This window comes from Streptomyces sp. NPDC038280 (assembly GCF_055600045.1).
In genome coordinates, this window is record NZ_JBVJYZ010000017.1 from 70,684 (window position 1) to 90,530 (window position 19,847).

General features: G+C 69.9%; 14 protein-coding genes and 5 pseudogenes. 13 read left to right on the top strand and 6 right to left on the bottom strand.

The features are described 5' to 3' along the window. Positions 1-45: 45 nt before the first annotated feature. Both ACZ7J0_RS27645 and ACZ7J0_RS27650 read left to right on the top strand, forming a co-directional pair. The gene (locus ACZ7J0_RS27645) at positions 46-186 is read left to right on the top strand and encodes a hypothetical protein (RefSeq protein WP_470891775.1); all 141 of its coding nucleotides are present in this window, start codon (positions 46-48) and stop codon (positions 184-186) included. Positions 187-504: 318 nt separating this feature from the next. Next, positions 505-1,614 (top strand): AfsR/SARP family transcriptional regulator, encoded by a 1,110-nt coding sequence (locus ACZ7J0_RS27650; protein ID WP_470891777.1) that lies wholly within the window; start codon positions 505-507, stop codon positions 1,612-1,614. A gap of 122 nt (positions 1,615-1,736) precedes the next feature. On the opposite strand, the gene ACZ7J0_RS27655 is transcribed toward ACZ7J0_RS27650, so the two are convergent. Further along, positions 1,737-2,390, bottom strand: coding sequence for a cutinase family protein (locus ACZ7J0_RS27655; protein ID WP_470891779.1), 654 nt, complete (start codon positions 2,388-2,390; stop codon positions 1,737-1,739). A 345-nt stretch (positions 2,391-2,735) separates the two neighbouring features. Between ACZ7J0_RS27655 and ACZ7J0_RS27660 the strand changes: the two genes are divergently transcribed. Then, positions 2,736-4,397 (top strand): PLL family lectin, encoded by a 1,662-nt coding sequence (locus ACZ7J0_RS27660; RefSeq protein WP_470891781.1) that lies wholly within the window; start codon positions 2,736-2,738, stop codon positions 4,395-4,397. 89 nt (positions 4,398-4,486) lie between these two features. After that, a pseudogene (locus ACZ7J0_RS27665) lies at positions 4,487-4,618 on the top strand (YxiG-like protein); the annotation flags it as partial. Positions 4,619-4,658: 40 nt separating this feature from the next. Here ACZ7J0_RS27665 and ACZ7J0_RS27670 read toward each other — a convergent pair. Further along, complete coding sequence (locus ACZ7J0_RS27670; RefSeq protein ID WP_470891783.1) at positions 4,659-5,615, bottom strand: NADP-dependent oxidoreductase; 957 nt, start codon at positions 5,613-5,615, stop codon at positions 4,659-4,661. Positions 5,616-5,700: 85 nt separating this feature from the next. Between ACZ7J0_RS27670 and ACZ7J0_RS27675 the strand changes: the two are divergent. After that, positions 5,701-5,808, top strand: a pseudogene (locus tag ACZ7J0_RS27675) (TetR/AcrR family transcriptional regulator); the annotation flags it as partial. A 25-nt stretch (positions 5,809-5,833) separates the two neighbouring features. Continuing rightward, positions 5,834-5,983 (top strand): annotated as a pseudogene (locus ACZ7J0_RS27680) (SbtR family transcriptional regulator); the annotation flags it as partial. Positions 5,984-6,196: 213 nt separating this feature from the next. On the opposite strand, the gene ACZ7J0_RS27685 reads toward ACZ7J0_RS27680, so the two are convergent. Beyond that, entirely contained in the window at positions 6,197-7,213 is a 1,017-nt protein-coding gene (locus ACZ7J0_RS27685) for an alpha/beta hydrolase (protein WP_470891785.1), read from the bottom strand. A 183-nt stretch (positions 7,214-7,396) separates the two neighbouring features. Continuing rightward, a complete protein-coding gene (locus ACZ7J0_RS27690) occupies positions 7,397-9,796 on the bottom strand; it encodes a penicillin acylase family protein (protein ID WP_470891787.1) in 2,400 nt (799 codons plus the stop codon). Between the two features lie 356 nt (positions 9,797-10,152). Here ACZ7J0_RS27690 and ACZ7J0_RS27695 point away from each other — a divergent pair, with 356 nt between their 5' ends. The 5 genes from ACZ7J0_RS27695 to ACZ7J0_RS27715 all read left to right on the top strand — a co-directional run bounded on the left by ACZ7J0_RS27695 (position 10,153) and on the right by ACZ7J0_RS27715 (position 16,825). Continuing rightward, entirely contained in the window at positions 10,153-10,404 is a 252-nt protein-coding gene (locus ACZ7J0_RS27695) for a hypothetical protein (RefSeq protein WP_470891789.1), read from the top strand. A gap of 65 nt (positions 10,405-10,469) precedes the next feature. Beyond that, the gene (locus ACZ7J0_RS27700) at positions 10,470-11,981 is read left to right on the top strand and encodes a DUF8189 domain-containing protein (RefSeq protein WP_470891791.1); all 1,512 of its coding nucleotides are present in this window, start codon (positions 10,470-10,472) and stop codon (positions 11,979-11,981) included. Positions 11,982-12,066: 85 nt separating this feature from the next. Beyond that, positions 12,067-14,097, top strand: a complete 2,031-nt coding sequence (locus ACZ7J0_RS27705; RefSeq protein WP_470891793.1) for a DUF8189 domain-containing protein — start codon at positions 12,067-12,069, stop codon at positions 14,095-14,097. A gap of 494 nt (positions 14,098-14,591) precedes the next feature. Next, on the top strand, positions 14,592-15,395 hold the full coding sequence (locus ACZ7J0_RS27710) for a serine/threonine protein kinase (protein ID WP_470891795.1): 804 nt from the start codon (positions 14,592-14,594) through the stop codon (positions 15,393-15,395). Then, a complete protein-coding gene (locus tag ACZ7J0_RS27715) occupies positions 15,392-16,825 on the top strand; it encodes a serine/threonine-protein kinase (protein ID WP_470891797.1) in 1,434 nt (477 codons plus the stop codon). Before ACZ7J0_RS27710 ends, ACZ7J0_RS27715 begins: the two co-directional genes overlap by 4 nt. Positions 16,826-16,936: 111 nt before the next feature. Here the strand turns inward: ACZ7J0_RS27715 and ACZ7J0_RS27720 are convergent. Then, positions 16,937-17,233, bottom strand: a pseudogene (locus tag ACZ7J0_RS27720) (enolase C-terminal domain-like protein); the annotation flags it as partial. 23 nt (positions 17,234-17,256) lie between these two features. Here ACZ7J0_RS27720 and ACZ7J0_RS27725 point away from each other — a divergent pair. Both ACZ7J0_RS27725 and ACZ7J0_RS27730 read left to right on the top strand, forming a co-directional pair. After that, positions 17,257-17,910, top strand: a pseudogene (locus tag ACZ7J0_RS27725) (pyridoxal phosphate-dependent decarboxylase family protein); the annotation flags it as partial. 76 nt (positions 17,911-17,986) lie between these two features. Then, complete coding sequence (locus ACZ7J0_RS27730; RefSeq protein WP_470891799.1) at positions 17,987-18,172, top strand: hypothetical protein; 186 nt, start codon at positions 17,987-17,989, stop codon at positions 18,170-18,172. 56 nt (positions 18,173-18,228) lie between these two features. Here ACZ7J0_RS27730 and ACZ7J0_RS27735 read toward each other — a convergent pair whose 3' ends face one another. Continuing rightward, complete coding sequence (locus ACZ7J0_RS27735) at positions 18,229-19,095, bottom strand: Dyp-type peroxidase (RefSeq protein WP_470891891.1); 867 nt, start codon at positions 19,093-19,095, stop codon at positions 18,229-18,231. Positions 19,096-19,847 lie beyond the last annotated feature (752 nt).

Here is a 19,847-nt window from a genome sequence, read left to right on the forward strand (position 1 = left end):
GGACGAGGGCCGAGAGAGCAGTGCGACGTCACCGCGCTCAGCACCTTGGTGCCGGCGCTCTGCGACGGGCTCGGCATTCGCGTGATGCTGGACGACCCCAGGGTCGACCTGGCCACGGCCCGGTCGACGATCTGGGGAACCATCGCCCCCGCCCTCGGGATCGACCCGGAGTTCCCGGAGGTCTGAGCAGGGGCGTCGGGTGCGCCGGCCTGGCTGACCGCGGGTCTCGCAACTCCCCCGTCAGCCGGCCCGGCTCACGGGATCTCGTGGATCCCCCTCGATACCCCGAGCCCCGGGACGTACGTACGCGCCGGTCGGCCGCTTCCACCGGCACCCCGCGCCTGATCGACCGACAGGTCCTCGCAGGGTGTCGTAGCGGCCGTAGAGACGAGTCGCGGTCGCGCCTGTCACTCCGGATCGTTCCGGATGCCCTGCCCGACGCTCCCCCACTACCTTTTCGACGGCGCCCGTCAGACCGACCAGTCCGGAGCCCGGGGAGCAGCGATGCCGACGACCGCCACCACCGACCGTCCAACTGCCCCCGTGCTCAGGCATCAGGAGCGCAAGGTGCTCTCCGCGGTCGGCTGCGGCCTGCGCGACGACGAGATCGCCGCCGCCCTCGCCATCCCCGAGGACGCCGTGGCCGAACACCTCGCGCGGATCCTCGTGAAGCTCGGCCTGCGCGATCGGGCCGCCGCCATCGTCCACGCCTTCGACTGTGGCCTGGTCGTCCCCGGACGTGGCCCCCGCACGCAGTCGGTGAGCCGGGTGCTGCGGACCGCCGCCGGCCGAGCGGCGGGACCGAAGGTACGGATCTCCGTCCTCGGACCGCTGCAGGCGTGGCAGGACGGGCGGCCCCTGAACCTGGGGCATCTCCGCCAGCAAGCCGTGCTGGCGGCGCTGGCGCTGTGCGCGGGGCGGACCCTCAGCCGGCAGGAACTGCTCGAGGACGTATGGGGGATGGAGCCGCCGGTCGCGAACGTCGTGCCGGTATACATCTACCGACTGCGCAAGTCCCTGCGCATCGGGGACAGTCCGGACTCGGTCATCGAGCACGGCCGGCGTGGTTACCGGCTGGTCTCCGGCGCGGTCGACGTGGACGTGGCACGTATGGAACAACTGGTCACCGACAGCGAGGCGGCCGATCGAGCGGGCGAACCGACCGAGGTGGTACGCCTGTGTGCCCAGGCACTGGAGCTGTTCCGCGGGGAGCTGCTGGCCGGATTACCCGGGCCGCTCGCCGAACTGGAGCGGCTGCGGCTCACCGAGCGCAGGATCGCCGTCGTGCGGCGGAAGGTGGAGTGGCAGCTGCGGCTGGGCCAGGACTCGGAAGCAATCGCCGAGCTGTTCGCCCTGTCCGCGGCGCACCCCCTGAACGAGCCGTTGGCCGCGATGCTGATGCGGGCGTTGTACCGGAACGGACGACAGGCCGACGCATTGACCGTGTTCGACCGCACCCGCCGCCGTCTGGCCGACGACCTCGGGGTTCCTCCGAGCCGGATCCTGCGGCGGACGCACCAGATGATCCTGCGTGGTGACGAGGCGGGCCTCGGCCTCACCCCCTTGGCCGGGTGGGGGCGGGCACGGCGTCACGGCACGACGAATCACCGATGACGTGCTCGTACGTCTCCCCGAGCGGCGCGGGCGCGTCACCATCTGCCAGCAGCCGGTTCTTCTTGGCCGATGGCAGATGGCGAAGGGCTCGGCCGCGCAACCAGCCGGCGGGTTTCCCGTGATTACCAGGGATACCAGGCGCCGTTGTACCACTGCTCGCTTGCGCTGTCGTTGTGGTGATCCATGTTGAAGTCTTCGGGGTAGTTCCTGACGTGGTTGTTCGGGTAGGTCCAGATGCCGGCGGACTCGTCGCAGACGTAGTCCCAGTGGCAGATCGTCTTCACCGGAACGTTGCCGAAGAACCTGTCAGCGCCGGCGAGCGGAGCGCCGACGAAACCGCCGAACGGCACGGCTCCGCCGTTGGCGCCGGGAGGGCCCTGGCGCTTGGGGTCCGCGATGAGAACGGCGTTGACGTTGTCGAACGTCTGCCAGTTCTCGGTGACCCAGATGTGCACCACCGCGGCGCCCAGGGAATAGCCGCCCATCTTGACGTGCTGGCCCGGACACGCGGCCCGTTGGTCGCGGACCAGCCGGTTCAGCTCATTGACGCCTGCCCGGGCGCTCGCACCGTTGGGAATCTGGGTGGGATAGCCGACGTGCTGCTGGATGTTGCCGTAGAAGCCGTCGTTGTTCCACGAGCTGCCCGTGCCACCGACGACGATCGTGTAGGTCCCCTCGCACGGAGCCGCCGCTTGCGCCGTGGATCCCTGTGCCACTGAAAGCCCGGCTGTCAGCAGAAGCGTGGCTGCCGCGGCCGCGAACCCTTTTGCTCGCATTCGATCCTCCCCATGTAGTCGGCCCAGGCGTCCGCTTTCCGATGCGGTACGCGGTCGGCCGAGGTCACCGGACGACAGTGGCAGCGGCCGATGACATCCCGATGAAACCCGTGGGGCCCGACCGACGGGCGGGCCGATTCCATCGGCATTTCATCCGTGCCCTCTACTGTCGGCCGCCGGCGACGGGAGGGGAGTCGCCGACTCGTCCGACCGCGGCGGCCGGCAGCACCGGCGTCCTCCACCCATGGCTGACCGGCTTCGCCCCCTGGTCCCACTGGGCCCGGGCTTCCACAGGCCGGGAACCAGCTGAATTCCGCGCACTACTTCACGAGGGAAAGGCACACGATGGCAAGAAATGGCTTATACCGCGTGTTCACCAGATGGGCCGCCGTGGTCGGTATCTGGGCGTTGGTCACCGGGATGACGGCCTCGGTCGCCATCGCCCGACCCGGGCCTGTTCCGGGCCCGGGAAAGGACCGGGCCGGCGTCTCCAGGTATTTCAGTGGCCCGCAGGGATTGGCCATTCCGACCGAGCCTTGTGATCCGGCCGGACCCTCAGCCACCGACGGCATCATGGCCGACCAGCTCAACCCGCAGCTGCACGCGAAGATGGCCGGCTATGTGAACGCCTATAAGGTGTCCTGCGCGCGGATGGTCACGCAGGCGGTGAAGGACCGGGGGCTCAACCCGAGAGCCGCGGCGATCGCCATCGCCACGATCATCGTGGAGAGCAGCATGAACAACTACTCCCAGGCCGTCGATTACACCAGCCTCGGACTGTTCCAGCAGCAGGACTGGTGGGGTACCCGGGAAGAGCGTCTGAACCCGGCCCACGCCACCAACGCCTTCCTCGACGCGATGGAACAGCTGTATCCGGGCGGCTCGTGGAACAACGAGGCGATCGGCGAGGTGTGCTGGCACGTGCAGCGACCGAGAGAGGACCTGCGCGGCCTTTACGCGAACGAGGCTGACGACGCGGTGCTCATCGCCAACGCGCTGTGGTCCGGTATGAGCGGCGGCCCCAAGCACCCGTACGCCTCCGGCCGGGTGGTCTCCGGGCGGTCCGCGGACGGGCGGCTGGAGGCTTTTGCCGCTGGTGCCGACGGCGTGTATCACTCGTGGCAGACCGCGGTGAACGGCAGTTGGTCGCAGTGGCGGTTCGAGGGTGGTCCGCGCGACGCGCGGCTGGCGGTGGCGTCCAACGCGGACGGCCGGTTGGAGTTGTTCGCGCTGTCGGACAGCACGTTCGACCACATGTGGCAGACCGCGCCCAATGCGGGATGGTCCGCCTGGGCGAACTTCGGCACCGGCGGGCACCGACTGGCAGCGGGCAACAACGCTGACGGCCGTATCGAGGTGTTCGCTTCCAATGCCAACGGCGTGTTCCACCGGTGGCAGACGGCACCGAGCGGCGGTTGGGCCAACTGGGAAGGCACGGGCGGTGGTCCGGCCAATGCGCGACTGGCCATCGAGAACGCATCCGATGGGCGACTCGAAGTGTTCGCACTGTCGGACTCGACGTTCCAACACCTGTACCAGACCGGCGTCAACGGCAGTTGGTCCACCTGGGAGGACTTCGGCGGCGGCGGACACGACGTCACCGCCAGCTACAACCAGGACGGCAGGCTCGAGGTGTTCGCCTCCAACGCCAATGGTGTGTTCCACCGCTGGCAGACCAGCCCGACCTCGTGGTCGGAATGGGCGGGCACCGGCGGCATCTCCAACGCCGAGCTGACCACCTCGCGTTCGGTCGACGGCCGGGTCGAGCTGTTCGCGATCAACGCCGACACCGCGAGCCACGCCTGGCAGACCGGCCCCAACGCGTCGTACTCACCGTGGGAGACCTTCGGTGGCGGTGGCACCGAGATCGGTACGAGCAACAATGCCGACGGTCGCATCGAAGTGTTCGGCACCAGCCACGCCGGCGTTTATCACAGGTGGCAGACCGGGTTCACCACCTGGTCGGAATGGGCCTGGCTCAATGATTCCGGCCCCGCGGTCAACTAGGACTTCGTCGGGCGATCTTTGAGGCAACGGTGCCTGACGCCTGTGAATCTCGTTGTCGAAGGTCCCGCCGAGTGAGGTGGAAGGGCGGTATGGGTACCGCCGTTCTTGAACAGATGCTGGACGAGACCTTCGATCACGCTGTCGTGCACCACGGATACACCAACTACATGGGCGACTACGAGGTCATCGTCTACGCGACGGCGGATCCCGCAGCAGCCCTCACCATCTGGCTCCGATCATGAACGCCCGGACAAGTCCTGGTCAGGCGGCCACCTGGAGGACGATCTTGCCCTGCAGGTGGCCCTGTTCGGCGCGCGCGTGAGCTTGCGCCGCCTCGCTGAGGGGGAAAACGCTGTCGATGCCGACCCGTAGCCGGCCGGTGTCGATCAGGCGTGCCAGCTCGGCCAGTTGCTCCCCGCTGGAGCGCACCTGCCATCCGCCCACCGTGATGCCGAGCTCGGCGGCGCGCTCGCGATGGTAGTCCCCGAAGAAGACAGGGGCGATCCGGCCGCCGCGCCGCAGGACCGGCAGGAACCGGTGGCCGTCCGGGCCGCCGACGGTGTCCAGCAGCACGTCCACCTCCCGTACGACGTCCTCGACGGCGGTGCGTGTGTAGTCCACGAACCGGTCGGCGCCCAGGTCCTCGTGGCGCCCCGAGGCCACGCCGATCACCTGCGCGGCGCCCACGACCTTGGCCAACTGCACGGCGAAGTGGCCCACTCCGCCTCCCGCCCCGTTGACCAGCACCGTGCTGTCCGCTCCGAGGCGCAGATGCTCGACGAGGAACTGGTACGCGGTGAGGGCCGCCATCGGCACGGCCGCGGCCTCCACGTGTCCCAGCGCGTCCGGCTTGCGGGCCAGGTGCGCGGCGGGCGAGGTGGTGTACTCGGCGTACCCCGAGGCCCGGCCGGGGAAGTTCACCAGCCCGAACACCTCGTCGCCGGCCTGCCACTCAGTGACCCCGGTGCCTACGCCCGCAATCACGCCGGAGATGTCGGAGCCCGGTGTGAACGGCAGCGGCCACACCGGACGCATCGCCTGCGGGATGTTCGCGAAGCCCCCGCGCGCGTACCAGTCGGGCGGGTTGACGCCGGCCGCGTGGACCCGTACCAGTACCTCGCCCGGCCCCGCCGCGGGCCGCGGCACCTCCTCGTACGCCAACTGCCCGAGATCGCCGAAGGCGTGCACCCGCGCGGCCCACATCGTCGCTGTCCCCATGCCGTTCCCCCCAGACGCCTCATGGCGCACCCCGCTCCGATAGAATTCGGAGCACTGCTTCAGATAGTGCGAGTTCACGCTCCGGGCCGGCGCCTTCCGGGGGCTGCCGGCCTCGCTGATGGCCACGCTCGGCAACCAGGACTCGGCCCTGCACACCTCATGCCTGGCCATGCGCGAGGCCGGCGGCCGACTGCTGCGGGCAGCCCAGGAATCGGGGGCGGATCCGGCCCGATGTGGACGGCACCGACCTGTTCGCTCTGGTCAATGCCCTCAGCTGGATCGCCGACCAGGCGCCCTCGATCGCCGCCCGCCGCGACCACCTGCTCACCCTCGTCATGGACGGCCTCGCGAACCCCGGTGCCAGGTAGTCGATTCCAGGACTCGTCCGGGCCCGCGAAGATCGCCCGGACAAGTCCTGTCCTTGGATGGGGATCTGATCCGGGAATGAGAGACCTCCGGAGGGCGCCCGCCGTCGTCCCGCAGACCGCACGAGGGGTGGGCGGGACGACGACAGGCGCTTGACGTCGGGTACGGGGCGCGCCTGCTGAACAACTGGGGGTGATGCGGCGGCGCCGGGCCGGTCAGGAAGCGAAGGCCCTTTCCAGCCTGGGAATCAGGTCCCGGAGATCCTCTTCCCAGCAGCCCGCGCTGTGGCCGCCGTCGCACTGGGTGCCCCAGCCGGATCCGTCGCCGTAGTTGACGTAGTAGTAGGGCATGCGCAGGGCGTCCATGCGGGCCTTGACGTTCTTGGCCGCGCCGGCGAGCCAGAACTCCATGTTCAGAGGCGAGCCGCCTCCGTCGCCCACGTAGATGGAGACCCCGATTCCGGCGAGTCGGTCCATGTGCTGGGACGGGTCGACCTCGTTCCACCGCCAGTCGGCGTTGAACACCGGATAGGGCGAGCCGAACAGGGCGTCGCTGTCCACACCGGGCTTGTAGGGGGAGTCGTTGGGGTCGCAGGCTCCGGATGCCGAGCCGCAGATCGCGCCCGTCGCGTCAATGACGGAGGCGACGACGGCCAGCCGCAGGTCCATGGAATTGGCCGACAGATCGATGTCTCCCGACAGGGACGCGGTCTGGCTGAACAGGTCGGGACGGGCCTGGGCGTAGTGGAAGGCCCCGAACCCGCCCATGGAGACACCGGCGATGGCCCTGTACTTCTTGGTGGCGATGGTCCGCAGGTTCGCGTCGATGAACGGAATCACCTGCTTGAGGTGGAAGTTCTCCCAGTTCTGGGCACCGAGCACGGTCTTCTGGTTGAGCCAGTTCGCGTACCAGCTCCGAGCGCCGCCGTCCGGGATGACGGTGATCATCTCGTCCGACGTGCTCAGCGCCGGATAGGTCTGCTGGATCGGGTCGTCGGGCGAACCGTGCAGGAAGTACAGCACCGGATAGCGCCTGCCCGGGTCGTCGTAGTAGCCGCTCGGCAGAATGATCTTGATGTGCTGCTCGCCCGTGACCTCGGGCGTGGTCACCGTGAGGTAGAAGTTGGTGGCATTCCCTGTCGCCGTGCCGATCTGGGTCAGGCCGAACCCGTTCGCCATCGGTGGCGGTGCGGTGCCGTCCGCGGCCTGTGCCGAACCTGTCGGCATGGCCATTCCCACAAGGGCGACCATCAATGCCACCACTATTCGCCACCGACTCGCTGTTCTGATCACTGTGTGCTCCCTCCTGAGCCTTGTCGTCGCGCGGCGCGAAACGTATCGGGAAGCGATGAAATCCCGGTGAAAGGGGCACGCCGGAGACCGTCATCGAGGTTCCGGCGTGCCCGTTCGCCGATCTCAGTCCAGGACCTTGACTTCCAATTCCGGTGAGGCCGCGATCCGCTCCTCGGTGAACCGCTCGGTCACCCATTGGCCGGCCGAGAACAACTTGGTCTGATCGGCGTGGTGCGGCGAGTTCGGGTTGGCCGACTGGGAGTAGGCCAGGATTGAGGAGGCCTGTGGCGGGCCGTCGGCGGTGAACCGCACCTGCTGGATGAAACTGGACCCGAAGACGATGTCCAGCTTGCCGTCGACCTGGCCGGGAGTGATCACGTTCAGCACGCCCAGTTCGGAGATCGAGCCGTGGATCGGGATCTGCTCACCGTTGCGAGTGATCTTCTGAACGTCCGACAGCGGCGCGTTCAGCGGAATCCCCGCCTTGCGGAGCGCGAGAACCGCCCGGGCGAAAGCGTCGCGGACAGCCGAGCTTCCGGAGTCCAGCGAGTTGGGCGTGTGCACCGGGCCCTTGGGGTCGAAGGGAACCCGCCACGGCAGTTTCTCGATTCCCTGTCCACCGAGCAGGAGGGCCCAGTAATTCGCGAACAACCAGGATCCCCGGCTGTTCGCCGTGTAATTGTGGTCCTTCCAGGCAGCCAGGATCGGACATGCCTCGCTCACGTTGACCAGGTTGCCGTCCACCAGGACGAGGCCGAAGGGGACGCTCTGGCACATCGTCACCGTGGCGTTGAGGGCCAGGTCGGCCGCCCTGCTGTTGTCGGCGAACAGCAACTGCCCCATGGTCTCCGGTGTGAAGCCCTTCCCCGGCAAGCCGTCGGTGCCGTTGATCCGGTTCTGCGCGGTCAGGATCAACTCCTGGGTACGCAGCGACCGAGGCGCCGACATGTCGCCCATCACCCTGGGGAAGGACAGCGGCTGCTCGGGGTTGGCCAGCCAGGCGCTGTCGTTGGCGTTGCCCACGAAGTCGGACCGGATCAGGCGGGGCTGCTTGTGCGGGTCCAGCAGCCCCGGCGCGACCGCGTTCGGGTCGTCGGGCCAGTCGCACTCACTGCGCTTGCCGTCGAAGATGGAGATCGGCGGCACGTTCGGCAGCCGTAGCGGCTGGTTGAACAGCAGCTTGCCCGTCTCGGTGAGGCATGACCGCGCGTGCTCGTCGGTGATGTTCGGGGTTGCCTGGATGTCCGCGTACAGCGCGTTGCCCTTGCGGTCGGAGGCGACGGTGTTGAAGAAGGGGACGCCCTGCGTGGTCTCCAGTGTGTTCACCACGTCGTTGACGTCCTGGGCCTGGTCGAGACGGAACCAGGTGTTCAGCGCCCGCAGGTTGTCCATGTTCACGTCGCGTACCGCGTGCGCGCTGACCACCCAGGGCAACGGGATGCCCTGGATCGATGTGGTGATCGGGCCGTAACGGGTGGACCACAGCGTCCTGGTGACCCTGCCGAGGGAGCCGTCCGCGTTCCGCACGTCGACACCGACCTGCTGCGAGGTCATCTTCTCCCAGGTGCCGTCCACCAGATAGTTCGTCGGATTGAAGGGATCGACCTGCACGTCGAACAGCCCGAAGGGAGCGACCGTGGCGACCGTGTGGCTCCAGGCGACGTCGTTGTTGTACCCGATGTTCACCGCGGGGAGTCCGAGCAGGCTGGCCCCGGAGACATTGATCTTTCCCGGGATCGTCAGCTGGCTCTGCCACATCCGGTTCTTGCCCTGCCACGGGAAGTGCGGGTTGGCCAGCAACATGCTGGTGCCGCCTGACACACCCTGCGAGCCGACCGCCAACGCGTTGCTTCCCATGCTCTGTTGACGGCTCACCGCCATGGCGTCACGGATCTTCGTCGCGGTCTTCGCAGGTGAGGACGCCGGCTGCGCGGCGGCCGGGGCCCCCGGGGGTGCGGCGTTCACCAGACCGTCCAGCAGCGCGTCGGCGCTGCCCATGATGATCTCTGCGTGCGCGTGCCGGTAGACGTCAAGCTCCGTGATCGGCCGCACCCAGGCCGCACCCCGGCACGCCGGATCGGAGAGGTTGTTCACGCCCGTCTCGGCCAGGTACCTGTTGTATCCCTGGACGTAGCCGCGAATGGCCTCTTCGACCTCCGGTTCCGGCCCGTTGGGAGCGGGCTGGTCGAGCAGCCGCTCCACCACCCGGTCGTCCTTGATCCGCTGGAAGTACAGATCGCTGTTGAGATTGGTGGTGGTGTTCTGGTGCTGGCCAGGGCTCGCCCTGCCTTCGGGCCCCAGGTAACGGGACCTCTGCGCATTCACCATCAGATAGGTGTCGGCCAAGGTGCAGATGTTGTCCTTGGCCGCCGCGTATCCGTAACCCGTTCCCAACCCCTCCCAGTTCGAGGCGATGATGTGCGGGATTCCGTACTCGGTGTAACGGATCGTCGGCTTGTCCGGCCCCGGTGCGGCGGCGACCGCCCCGGTCGCCGTTGACCCGGTGGCCGCCAACGTGCTCATCACCGCCACCGCGGCCGTGACCACCATCGGCAGCCTCGCTCTGAATCTCCTCCGCGCCATCGAGCCGTCCTTCCCCTGTGGCATGGGCCTTCGTCCGAACGCGGCCACGCTAAGGACGACCGATGAAATCTCGATGACGCGGCTACACCCCGGGGCGCGTTGCCCGGCCGGGCTAGCCGACGCGCTCCCGCCTGTCAGTCCGTAATCTTCCGGGGTCACCCGGCCCCCTCGCCCTTGCTACGTTCCAGACCGCCCGTCCGCACGGCCCGAGACGACGGGCCGGCACGGTCCGAAGCGGCGCGACGGCCCCTCGCTGCTCCCGGACACGTCGTCACACTCCCGATCAGGAGGACACGTTGAGCGCGCAGCACCCCACCTGTTGGAGCATGCTCAAGACGGCCGGAGGCCTCTCGGCCGCGGTGGCCCTGGGCGGCGCGAGTGTCCTCGGCACCGCGTCCACCGCCTCGGCCTCCGCCTCCGACGTCGGTGACGGCTTCGGCCCGTGCATCCCGCACGAGTGGTACGAGCTGCCCGGCGGGGACTTCATTCGCCACGACATGCTGCGGCGCGACATCGACGGCATCATCGACCGGCTGCGCAAGGCGTGACCACCGTCCCTCGCACCGCACGTCCATCCCACTCACCCAGAGATCGCCAAGGGGAGGAGCGTCCCGTGCTTCCCGGACTGTCCCGACGCGTACTGACCTGTCTTCTCGCGGCCGCGGCCGCCCTCCTGCCGGCGCTGGTGGCCACGACTCCGGCCGCGGCCCGGACCGCCGTCTTCGCCGCGGCGTGCCCGGCCAGCGGTTTCGTGTCCCAGCACTTCCACAGCGGCCACAACGGCGTCGACATCGCCAACGACGTCGGGACGCCGATCTACGCCGTGGGCGACGGTGAGGTGACCATCTCCGGGTACACCGGCGACTACGGCCAGTGGATCCGCATCCTGCACCCCGACGGGAAGATCTCCGAGTACGGGCACATGTCCCGGCGGGACGTCTCCGTCGGCGACCGCGTCGTGGCCGGCCAGCAGATCGCCCTGATGGGCGCCGAGGGGAACTCCACCGGTCCCCACTTGCACCTGCGGATCTGGGGAGACCAGTCCACCTCCTACGGCATCGACCCCGAGGCCTACCTCGCGGAGCGCGGCGTGGTGCTGCCCTGCACCCCGGGGAACGGTCCGCGTCCCACGCCGTTGGTGTATCCGGCGGAGTCGGGCCGGGTGGTGTCGGCGCGGTCGGCGGACGGGCGCCTCGAGGTGTTCGCCGCCGGCGCCGATGGCGTGCACCACGCCTGGCAGCAGGAAGCGAACGGCAACTGGTCGGCCTGGGAGCCGCTCGGTGGACCGGGCAACGCCGAACTGGCCATCGCACCGAACGCGGACGGCCGCCTGGAGGTGTTCGCCCTCAACGGGAACACCTTCCAGCACCGGTGGCAACTGTCCCCCTCCGGCGGCTGGTCGAACTGGGAGGCCTTCGGCGGCGGCGGCAAGGACACCGCGGCCGGCGTGAACGCCGACGGCCGCATCGAGGTCTACGCCTCCGGACCGGCGGGGCTCTTCCACACGTACCAAGTGGCCCCGAACGGCGGCTGGTCCGACTGGGAACCCACCGGCGGTGGCCCCGCCGACAGCCGTGTCGAGATGGAGAAGTCAGCGGACGGACGCCTGGAGGTGTTCGCCCTCAACGGCAGCACCTTCCAACACCAGTACCAGACGGCTCCCAACGGCGGGTGGTCCCCCTGGGACACCTTCGGTGGCGGCGGCCGTGACCTGACCACCGACCACAACGCCGACGGCCGCCTTGAGGTCTTCGCCTCCGGCCCGGCGGGCGTGTTCCACAAATACCAGACCGGCCCGGTCAGTTGGTCGCCATGGGAGCCGACCGGCGGCCCCGCCGACTCGCAGCTCACCAGCGAACGCACCCCCGACGGCCGCGTGGAGGTCTTCGCCATGAACGGCGACACCGCCATGCACACATGGCAGACCGCCGCCAACGCCCCCTACGGCGACTGGACCACCTTCGGCACCGGAGGCACCGAGGTCACCGCGACCAGCAACGCCGACGGCCGGATCGAGGTCTTCGGTACCAGCCACGCCGGCACCTACCACAAATGGCAGACCGGCTTCACTACCTGGTCGGACTGGACCTGGCTCAACAACACCGCCGGCCCCGCCCTCGACTGACCCGTCGCCGACCTCCCCGCACACTGCCCGTGGTCGGCCGTGCCCTTACGGCGCGGCCGGCCGCACGGTCCCTCTGGAGAGACTCATGCTTCCGATCAGCAGACGGAACCTGTTACGGGGTGTCGCCGGGGCGGGCGCGCTCCCGTTCCTGGGCGCCGGCCGGGCCGTGGGCGCGACCTTGGAGGACGTCCCGCCCCATCAGTGGGTGGACGCGGGGCCCCTGGAGTACGTCTACGACCCGTCCACCACCGCTGGGCCGCGCTATCTCAACGACCACGCGCTGATCAAGGCTCAGGGCCGCTGGCACCTGTTCGGCATCGTCGGAGACAGCGCACCGCGCGGCGAATCCCCGGACAGCGCGGCGGAGATCTCCTTCGCCCACGCCTCCGCGTCCGGCCCGCGCGGGCCGTGGACCACCCACGCCGACGCGCTCACCGTCGACCCGTCCTATTTCGGCGAGGAGCACCTGTGGGCGCCGCACGTCGTCGAGGCGGGCGGCAGGTTCTGGATGTTCTACGCCGCGGGCGGCGAAAGTGGTGCCGCGATCAACCTCGCCACGTCGACCGACCTGTTCACCTGGACCCGCGAGCCGTCCGGTCCGCTGTTCCGGGGGCTCGCGGCGCGTGATCCGATGGTGCTGCGGGTCGGCGGCGAGTGGGTCATGTACTACACCGAACTCTCGGGGACTGGCGGAAACCATGTCGTCGCCTACCGACGTTCTGCCGACCTCTTGCACTGGAGCGATCCGGACGTCGCGTTCACCGACGCCGGCACGGACGCGACCGTATCGGTCACCGAGTCGCCGTGCGTCGTCGAACGGGACGGCTGGTACTACCTGTTCATCGGGCCGCGGGGCGGCTACGAGGGCACCGACGTACTGGCGTCCCGGAACCCGTTCCACTTCGATCTCGCCGCATACGCGGGGCATGTGCCCGGTCACGCCGTCGAGGTGTTCGCCGACGGGGAGACCTGGTACGCCGGCGCCGCGGGCTGGTTCCGGCACGGGCTGTATGTGGCGCCCCTGTACTGGCGGGACACGCCGCCGCCGTGGCAGAGCCCGGACAATCCGGTGGCCAGCCTCGACGTCGACGGCCGTCTCACCGTGTTCGCGCTCGACGCCTCGGACCGCTCGATGGTGCGGCGCGTCCAGACCGACCCGGACACCGACGCCTGGACGGAGTGGCAGCCCTTCGGAGGGCCGGCCGGTGCGGTTCCCACGCTCGGCCGCAACGCCAACGGCAGGCTGGAGGTGTTCTCGCTCGCTCCGGGCGGCGCACACCTGCACCACAGAGTGCAGCGGCCGGACGGCGGCTGGCACGACTGGGAGGAGTTCGGCGGGCCGGCCGGCGCCGCCCCCGCCGTCGCGCGCAACGCCGACGGCCGGCTGGAGGTCTTCGCCCTCAGCCCCGGCGGCGCGTCCGTCGCGCGGCGATGCCAGTGGTCACCCGGCTCCCTCACCTGGGACCCGTGGGAGCCCTCCTTCGGTGGGGCCGCGGGCGCGCCACCGGTCGTCGCGGCGAACGCCGACGGCCGACTGGAGGTCTTCGCCCTCTCACCCGGCGGCTCCGGGATCCACCACCGGTGGCAAGAGGCCCCGGGCGGGCCCTGGACCGCCGCGTGGCACCGATTCGGTACCTCGGCCGGCGCCGCGCCGCGGGTGGCCAGGGACGGCAGCGGCCGGCTCACCGTCGCCGCGATCGGACCGTCGGGCGTGGGAACCTTTGCCCGGCCGCAGGCCGTGCCGAGCGGCGGCTGGGACGACTGGGTGCCGATGTTCGGCTGGAGCGCCGCAGCCCCGGCGCTCGCCGCCAACGCCGACGGCAGGCTGGAGGCGTTCTCCCTGACGCCCGGTGGGGCCCGGCTCAGCCACCGCTGGCAGGTCGCTCCGGGCGGGGGCTGGGATCCCGGCGGGGAGTTCGGCGAGCCCGGCATCCGGCTCGCCGCCACGCCCGCGGCCGCGGTCGACTCCGTCGGGCGGATGCACGTCTTCGCCGTCACCACCGAGGGCAGGATGCGGACCCGCGTCCAGGTCCGGCCGAATGGCGGGTGGCGGCCGTGGGCGGCCTTCGGCGATCGCGCGGTCGCACCCCTCGTGTCGGGCGGTCCCGCTCTCTGAACGCGGAGTTCGGATCTCGCCAAGTGAACGGGGGAAACGGTGGCTCGGTCGCGCTGCGAACCTCCCGAACCCGCCGTTCCGCCCTTCGGTGCACGGTGACTTTCCCCACCTTGCCGGGTGCGCGGCGAGGCATCCACGCCCAGCACAGGAGGGCAGGTTCCGCACCCCGGCCTTCGGCATCGGCAGGCCGTCTCCCCACATCCGGCGTGAGATCTTCGGCCAAACCGCCCGGCAGGGCCCGGGGGAAGGCCGCAAATAGCCACTCCGGCCGCAGAGTCGTGGTGACCTGGGGCCCGGCGAGGGGCGCTCTCGCCGAGCGCGCCGCCGAGCGCGCCGAGGAGGGCGGCTGCGGGAGCTCCTCGCGCCGCCGGAGCCGGTAGCCGGCCCCGGCGGCGGCCGAGCCCGAAGTGGCCGAAGTACGCCGGTGAACTCCCCTGAGAGATGAGTATCGTTCCGCTCGTCCGACAAGTGCGACGCGTGGAACAGGGGGAGCGGTGAGCGGCGTAGTCGTCCATCTGCCGCGGGGAAGCGGTGGCGCCGACGGCGGCGAACCGCGCGGTGACGCGGTGACGTTACGGCTCGGCCCCGGCGAGGTCGCCCGCTTCGGAAGGGGCTCCACGGCGATCCCCGTCGAGCTGCGCCTCGCCGACGCGGCGATCTCCCGGCTCGCCGGGGAGATCCGAGTGACCGACGACCACTGGCAGCTGACGAACCACAGCGCCACCCACAGCTATCTCGTGGAGAATCCGGAGGGAGCGGGGGAATACCTGAGGGTTCCGCCGCGACGCGTCGGGGCGCCCATCCCGTTCGAGTTCTCGCGCGTCGTGCTGCCCACCCGTAGTGACGTCGCCGTCTCCTTCCAGGTGTTCGCGCCCGACCACGTCTTCCTGGACCCGGAGGCCATGGGCGTCGCCTGGGGAAACCGCACGGTCACCGCGTACTCCCTGGACGAGACGGCCACGTACTTCCTCGTCCTTGTCGCGCTCTGCGAACCGCGCCTGCGCGACCAGTCCCGTGTGGCGGTCCCCACCACTCCCCAGATCGTCGAGCGGCTCAGGTTGGCCTGCGGCTCGCTGACCGCGCGGGCGATCAGCTCGCACATCGACTACCTCGCCGAGGAGAAGCTGCGCATCGGCGTCCTGGACACCAACGAACACGGCAAGGGCGACCGCCGCAACGGCAAACGGGAGGAGATCGTCGGGCTCGCCCTGCGGTTCGGGCTCGTACGGGAAGAGCACCTCGCGCTGCTGCCGCCCCTGACAGGGGCCGGCGGGCGGGAGCGGCAGGCCGAGCGATGACACCGCCGCACGGTCCGGGCCGCACCACGGAGTGCGAGCGCACGGACCTGCTCCCGCCCGGCTACCAGGTGGGAGAGTGGGTGGTCACCGAGCTGATCGGGTCCGGAGGCTGGTCCACGGTCTACGCGGCGCGGCCGGCCGGCAGGCACCCGGACCGGACCGGCGGGGCCCCCGCGGGTCGGCCTTCGGGCCCCACCGACGTCGCGCTCAAGATCATGCCGACCGCCGGGCTCGCGCCGCGCCAGGCGCGCACGATCGTGGAATCCGCCCGCCGAGAGGTCGAACTCGGGCGCAGGGCGGGGCATCCCCGGCTGATCGGGTTTCTGGAGACCTTCGTTCTCGCCGCACCCGACCGGCCCTCCCTGGACGGCGCGATCGTGCTGGTCATGGAGAGGGCCGCGGGCAGTCTGCGGGAACTCGTCGACGCCGGGGTGCCCGAGGCCGATCGCGGCCGACTGATCGCGGGAATCTGCGAGGGACTCTCCCATCTCCACCGGTCGGGCTGGGTCCACGCCGATCTCAAGCCGGAGAACGTCCTCCTGGGCACGGACCGCTCCGTGAAGCTCTCGGACTTCGGCCTCGCGACCGAGCTGACGGGGACGCACGGGTACGCGCCGCCCATGGGCACCCTGGACTACCTCCCGCCCGAGCGCTGGAGGGCGCCCCTCGGGGAACTCGGCGTGCAGGTCCGGCCGAGTGCCGACATCTGGGCCCTGGGCATCATCATCCACGAGGTGTTCGCGTCCGGTGGCTCACCGTTCTCCGGTGCCACACCAGTGGCTCGGGGCGCCGCGGTCCAGGAGTACGGCGCGGGGCGTGCCCCGCTGCGCATGGACCACGCCCTGCCACCCTTCTGGCGCGCGCTGGCCGCCGACTGCCTCGCCCCCACCCACGCGGCGCGCGCCCCGCACACCGCCGAGAGCCTGCTCGCCCGCATCTCCGCCCAGCAGGGGACGCGGGGGACGGGACGGCTGCGGGACCGGGCCCGCGCCGCCGTCCTCGCCACCGCGCTCTGCGGGATCGCCGGCGCGACCCTGTGCTCGGACGCGGTAGGGGCGAGCTCGTCCGCGCCGCCCGGCCGTGCGGGCGCGACGGCCGGCGCGATCAGGGTGTTCAACGCGGAGCGGGGCTGCCAGGAGCGGGCCGACCGGGACCCGCAGTGCAGTCTGGGCCTGGCGATCGATCCCCTGAAGCCATACGCCGCGGACAACGTCGTACCGACCCGGGTGTGGCACGGCGACGTCCTCGCCGCCGACTGCCAGTTGGCCGACGGGCAGCCGGTCATCGACGAGGAGGACCTGCGGTCCACCCGCTGGTTCCGCGTCCGTCTCCCGTCCGGCTCCGCGCCCCCCGCGGCGTGGCTCCCCGCCGTACGCACCAAGGAACGGCCGGCTCTGCCGGGGTGCCCGCGCCCCACGGCCGTGCGCTGACGCGGGCGCTGCCGCTCCGGACGAAGCCGGGCTTCATCTGGGAAACGAACGGCCCCTGGGCGCACCCGCACCCAGGGGCCTTCGACATGCTCAACCACTCGGCGCCGACGGTCAGAACGGGATCCATTCGCTGGACGTGGTGACCTCGTTCAGGATCTCGGGATCCGGCTCGACACCGAGCCCCGGGCCGGTCGGAACGTCGAGGTGGCCGTCCGCGAGGACGAACGGCGGCGTGATGTCCCTGGCGAAGTAGCGGTGGGAGCCCGAGGTGTCGCCGGGGAGGGTGAAGCCGGGGAGGGCCGCGAGAGCGACGTTGGCGGCCCGGCCGATGCCGGTCTCCAGCATGCCGCCGCACCAGACCGGGACTCCGTGGGTGCGGGCGATGTCGTGGATGCGGCGCGCTTCGAGGTTCGGCGGGGAACCTCTCCGCCCTGGTCACCGCGCGCGACACGGCCCGGCGCGGGCGGGGCCTCGGGCCGTACGACCGCGTCAGGATCGCCGTGTCCGACCAGACTCACTCGTCCATCGGAAACACGCTGCGCATCATCGGCGTCGAACCCTTCGTGGTCCCGACCACGGACCACCGCCTGACCGGCTCCGCGCTGCGCGCCGCGCTTCTCGCCGATGCCGATCCGTCCAATGTCATCGGGGTGGCCGCGACCGCCGGTACGACCAACGCCGCGATCATCGACGACCTCGCCGGAATCGCCTCCGTGGCGGCGCGGTTCGGGCTGTGGTTCCACGTGGACGGCGCGTACGGCGGCGCCTGCCTCCTCGCCCCGAGCGTGCGGGACCGGTACCAGGGCATCGAGCACGCCGACTCCCTCGTCATCGACCCGCCCAAGTGGCTGTTCGCCCCCTTCGACTGCGCCGCCCTCCTCTACCGCGACCCGCGCCTGGCCGGGGCGGCCCACACCCAGGACGCCTCGTACCTCGATGCCCTGCACACCGGCGACGACACCCAGTGGAACCCGAGCGACTACGCCCACCACCTGAGCCGCCGCGCCCGGGGCCTCCCCCTCTGGTTCTCCCTCGCCGTCCACGGCACCCGCGCCTACAGCGAGGCCATAGAGCAGGCGCTCACCCTCGCCCGTGACACCGCCGCGCTCATCCAGAACACCCCGTACCTCGCGCTCATCCGCGAACCCCGAGCTCTCCGCCGTGCTCTTCCGCCGTGTCGGCTGGGAGCCCGAGGACTACGCGGAATGGTCCGCCCGCCTCCTCGCAGGCCAGACCGCGTTCGTCGCCCCGACGGGCTGGGAGGGCGAGACCGTGGCCCGCTTCGCCTTCCTGCACCCGGAGACGACCCTGGAGATGATCGAGGAGATCCTGAACACGATCGCCTGAGAACGGCGGTGGCCCGCGGGCCGTCACTCAGCAGACGAAGAACCGGCTGGGTGTCGTCATCGCCGAGAGTCCGGCGCGGCGCCGCCCACGCCGCGCTGGCGGAGGGCCCTGAGCCATCCGTCGCCGGGTGGCGGAACGAAGTAGTAGCCGCCGCCTGTGGTGAGCAGGTACGTGGCCATGGCTTCTCCTTGAAGGCGCTTCTGCACCGCCTCGAACCCATGGGACAAGTCCCGTTGGAAGCACGAGAAGATCAGGCCGGTATCTCCATTGCCGCGGTCGTAGCTGAAGCTGCGGCGCACGATCGGCGGCGGTTTACGCCGATCCGGAGCAGCAAGACGCACATGCGAATCCAGCGGCGTCAGCCTCCCCGCTGGGTCTGCGGAGAAGTTCGGCTCCTCCCCCACCGGCGCTCCGTCCAGCCACCGGCCATCGCGCCGCCGGCCCATGATCCGCTCCTGCTCCTCGACCGAGTCCTTGTCCCACAGCTCGGTCGCGAACCTGATGATCCGAACCACCTGATAGGAGCCGCCCACCGCCCACGCCGGCTCGCCCTGATCAGCACGGACAATGGCACGGTCCACGATCTCGCGCTCACTGCCCGGATTCCCGAACCCCTCGGTGAAATGGAACGGGTTCCGGGCCAACCCGCGCCCGTCCTCCACTCGGTTCTCCGCCCGAAACCCGTCGATCCGCCACCGGACCCGCCAGCCTGTCGCGCCCTTGATCAGGCTCTCTGCAGCCTTGCGCGCTGCGGCGTTTGTGGCTGCCGCCACCTGAACCAACACGTCCCCGTGCGAGTGCGCATGATCCAGCACATCCCCAGGGAATGAGGGCATGGACGCCAGTCTCTTTGGGAGGCTTGTGCCGGCCAAGAAGAGGCTGCGGCCGACAGCGAACGCGGCATGACCAGCTTCAGGACGCACTTCGTCAAGGACGGACCGCAGTAGGCGGAGTGCAGAAACAGGGATCGACTCCCGGTCGACCCAATCGAGTGCCAAGAGCGATACTTGCGGCGGCGGAGCCACGCCTTTGAGCAGTTCCGGGACACCATCTGCCGTGCTCCCGGACTCATCCTCAACCGACGAGATCGCCGCCGCCCCGGCGGCGCCCACTGCCAGGGCGCCGGCCGCGGAGCCGCTTATGAGCACGGTCCGCCGACTGAACTGAGCCATTCCCCACGTCCCCCAGAGTGTCGCTCGCCCCCCGCAGTATCGGAGCCCGAGCGCGACCTTGTGCGCTGCCGTGCCACGCCCGACCTGTGCAGTGGCTTGCCTTGATCGCTGTCCGCAGTAGGTCAGCAGCCGACCCCGCTACCTAGCCAGTGGACGACTAGCGCAACGAAGTCACTTCCACCCAGCCGCCACCAGCGGTTCCTCAGCGCCGCCGTCCAGCCTAAGCCCACTGAACGGCATCAGGTAATAGCCTCGACCCCCTCATGAATCACATTTCTGAATATTAACAGCACCCCCCGCCCCTTCCAGGAATTTCCCCACTAGCGTCACCTCTACGCGGGTACCTCGATATTCGGCGGCCAACAAATCACTCGCAGCTGCTTGCGCTTCCCTAATCGGCAAAGCAAGAGCATCACGAAAAGCTTTGAGAATCTTCCCCTTAGAAGTCACAGCTCTCGTGAGACTAAGACAATAGTAACCGTGCTGCTCTAGAAGTATGCGGC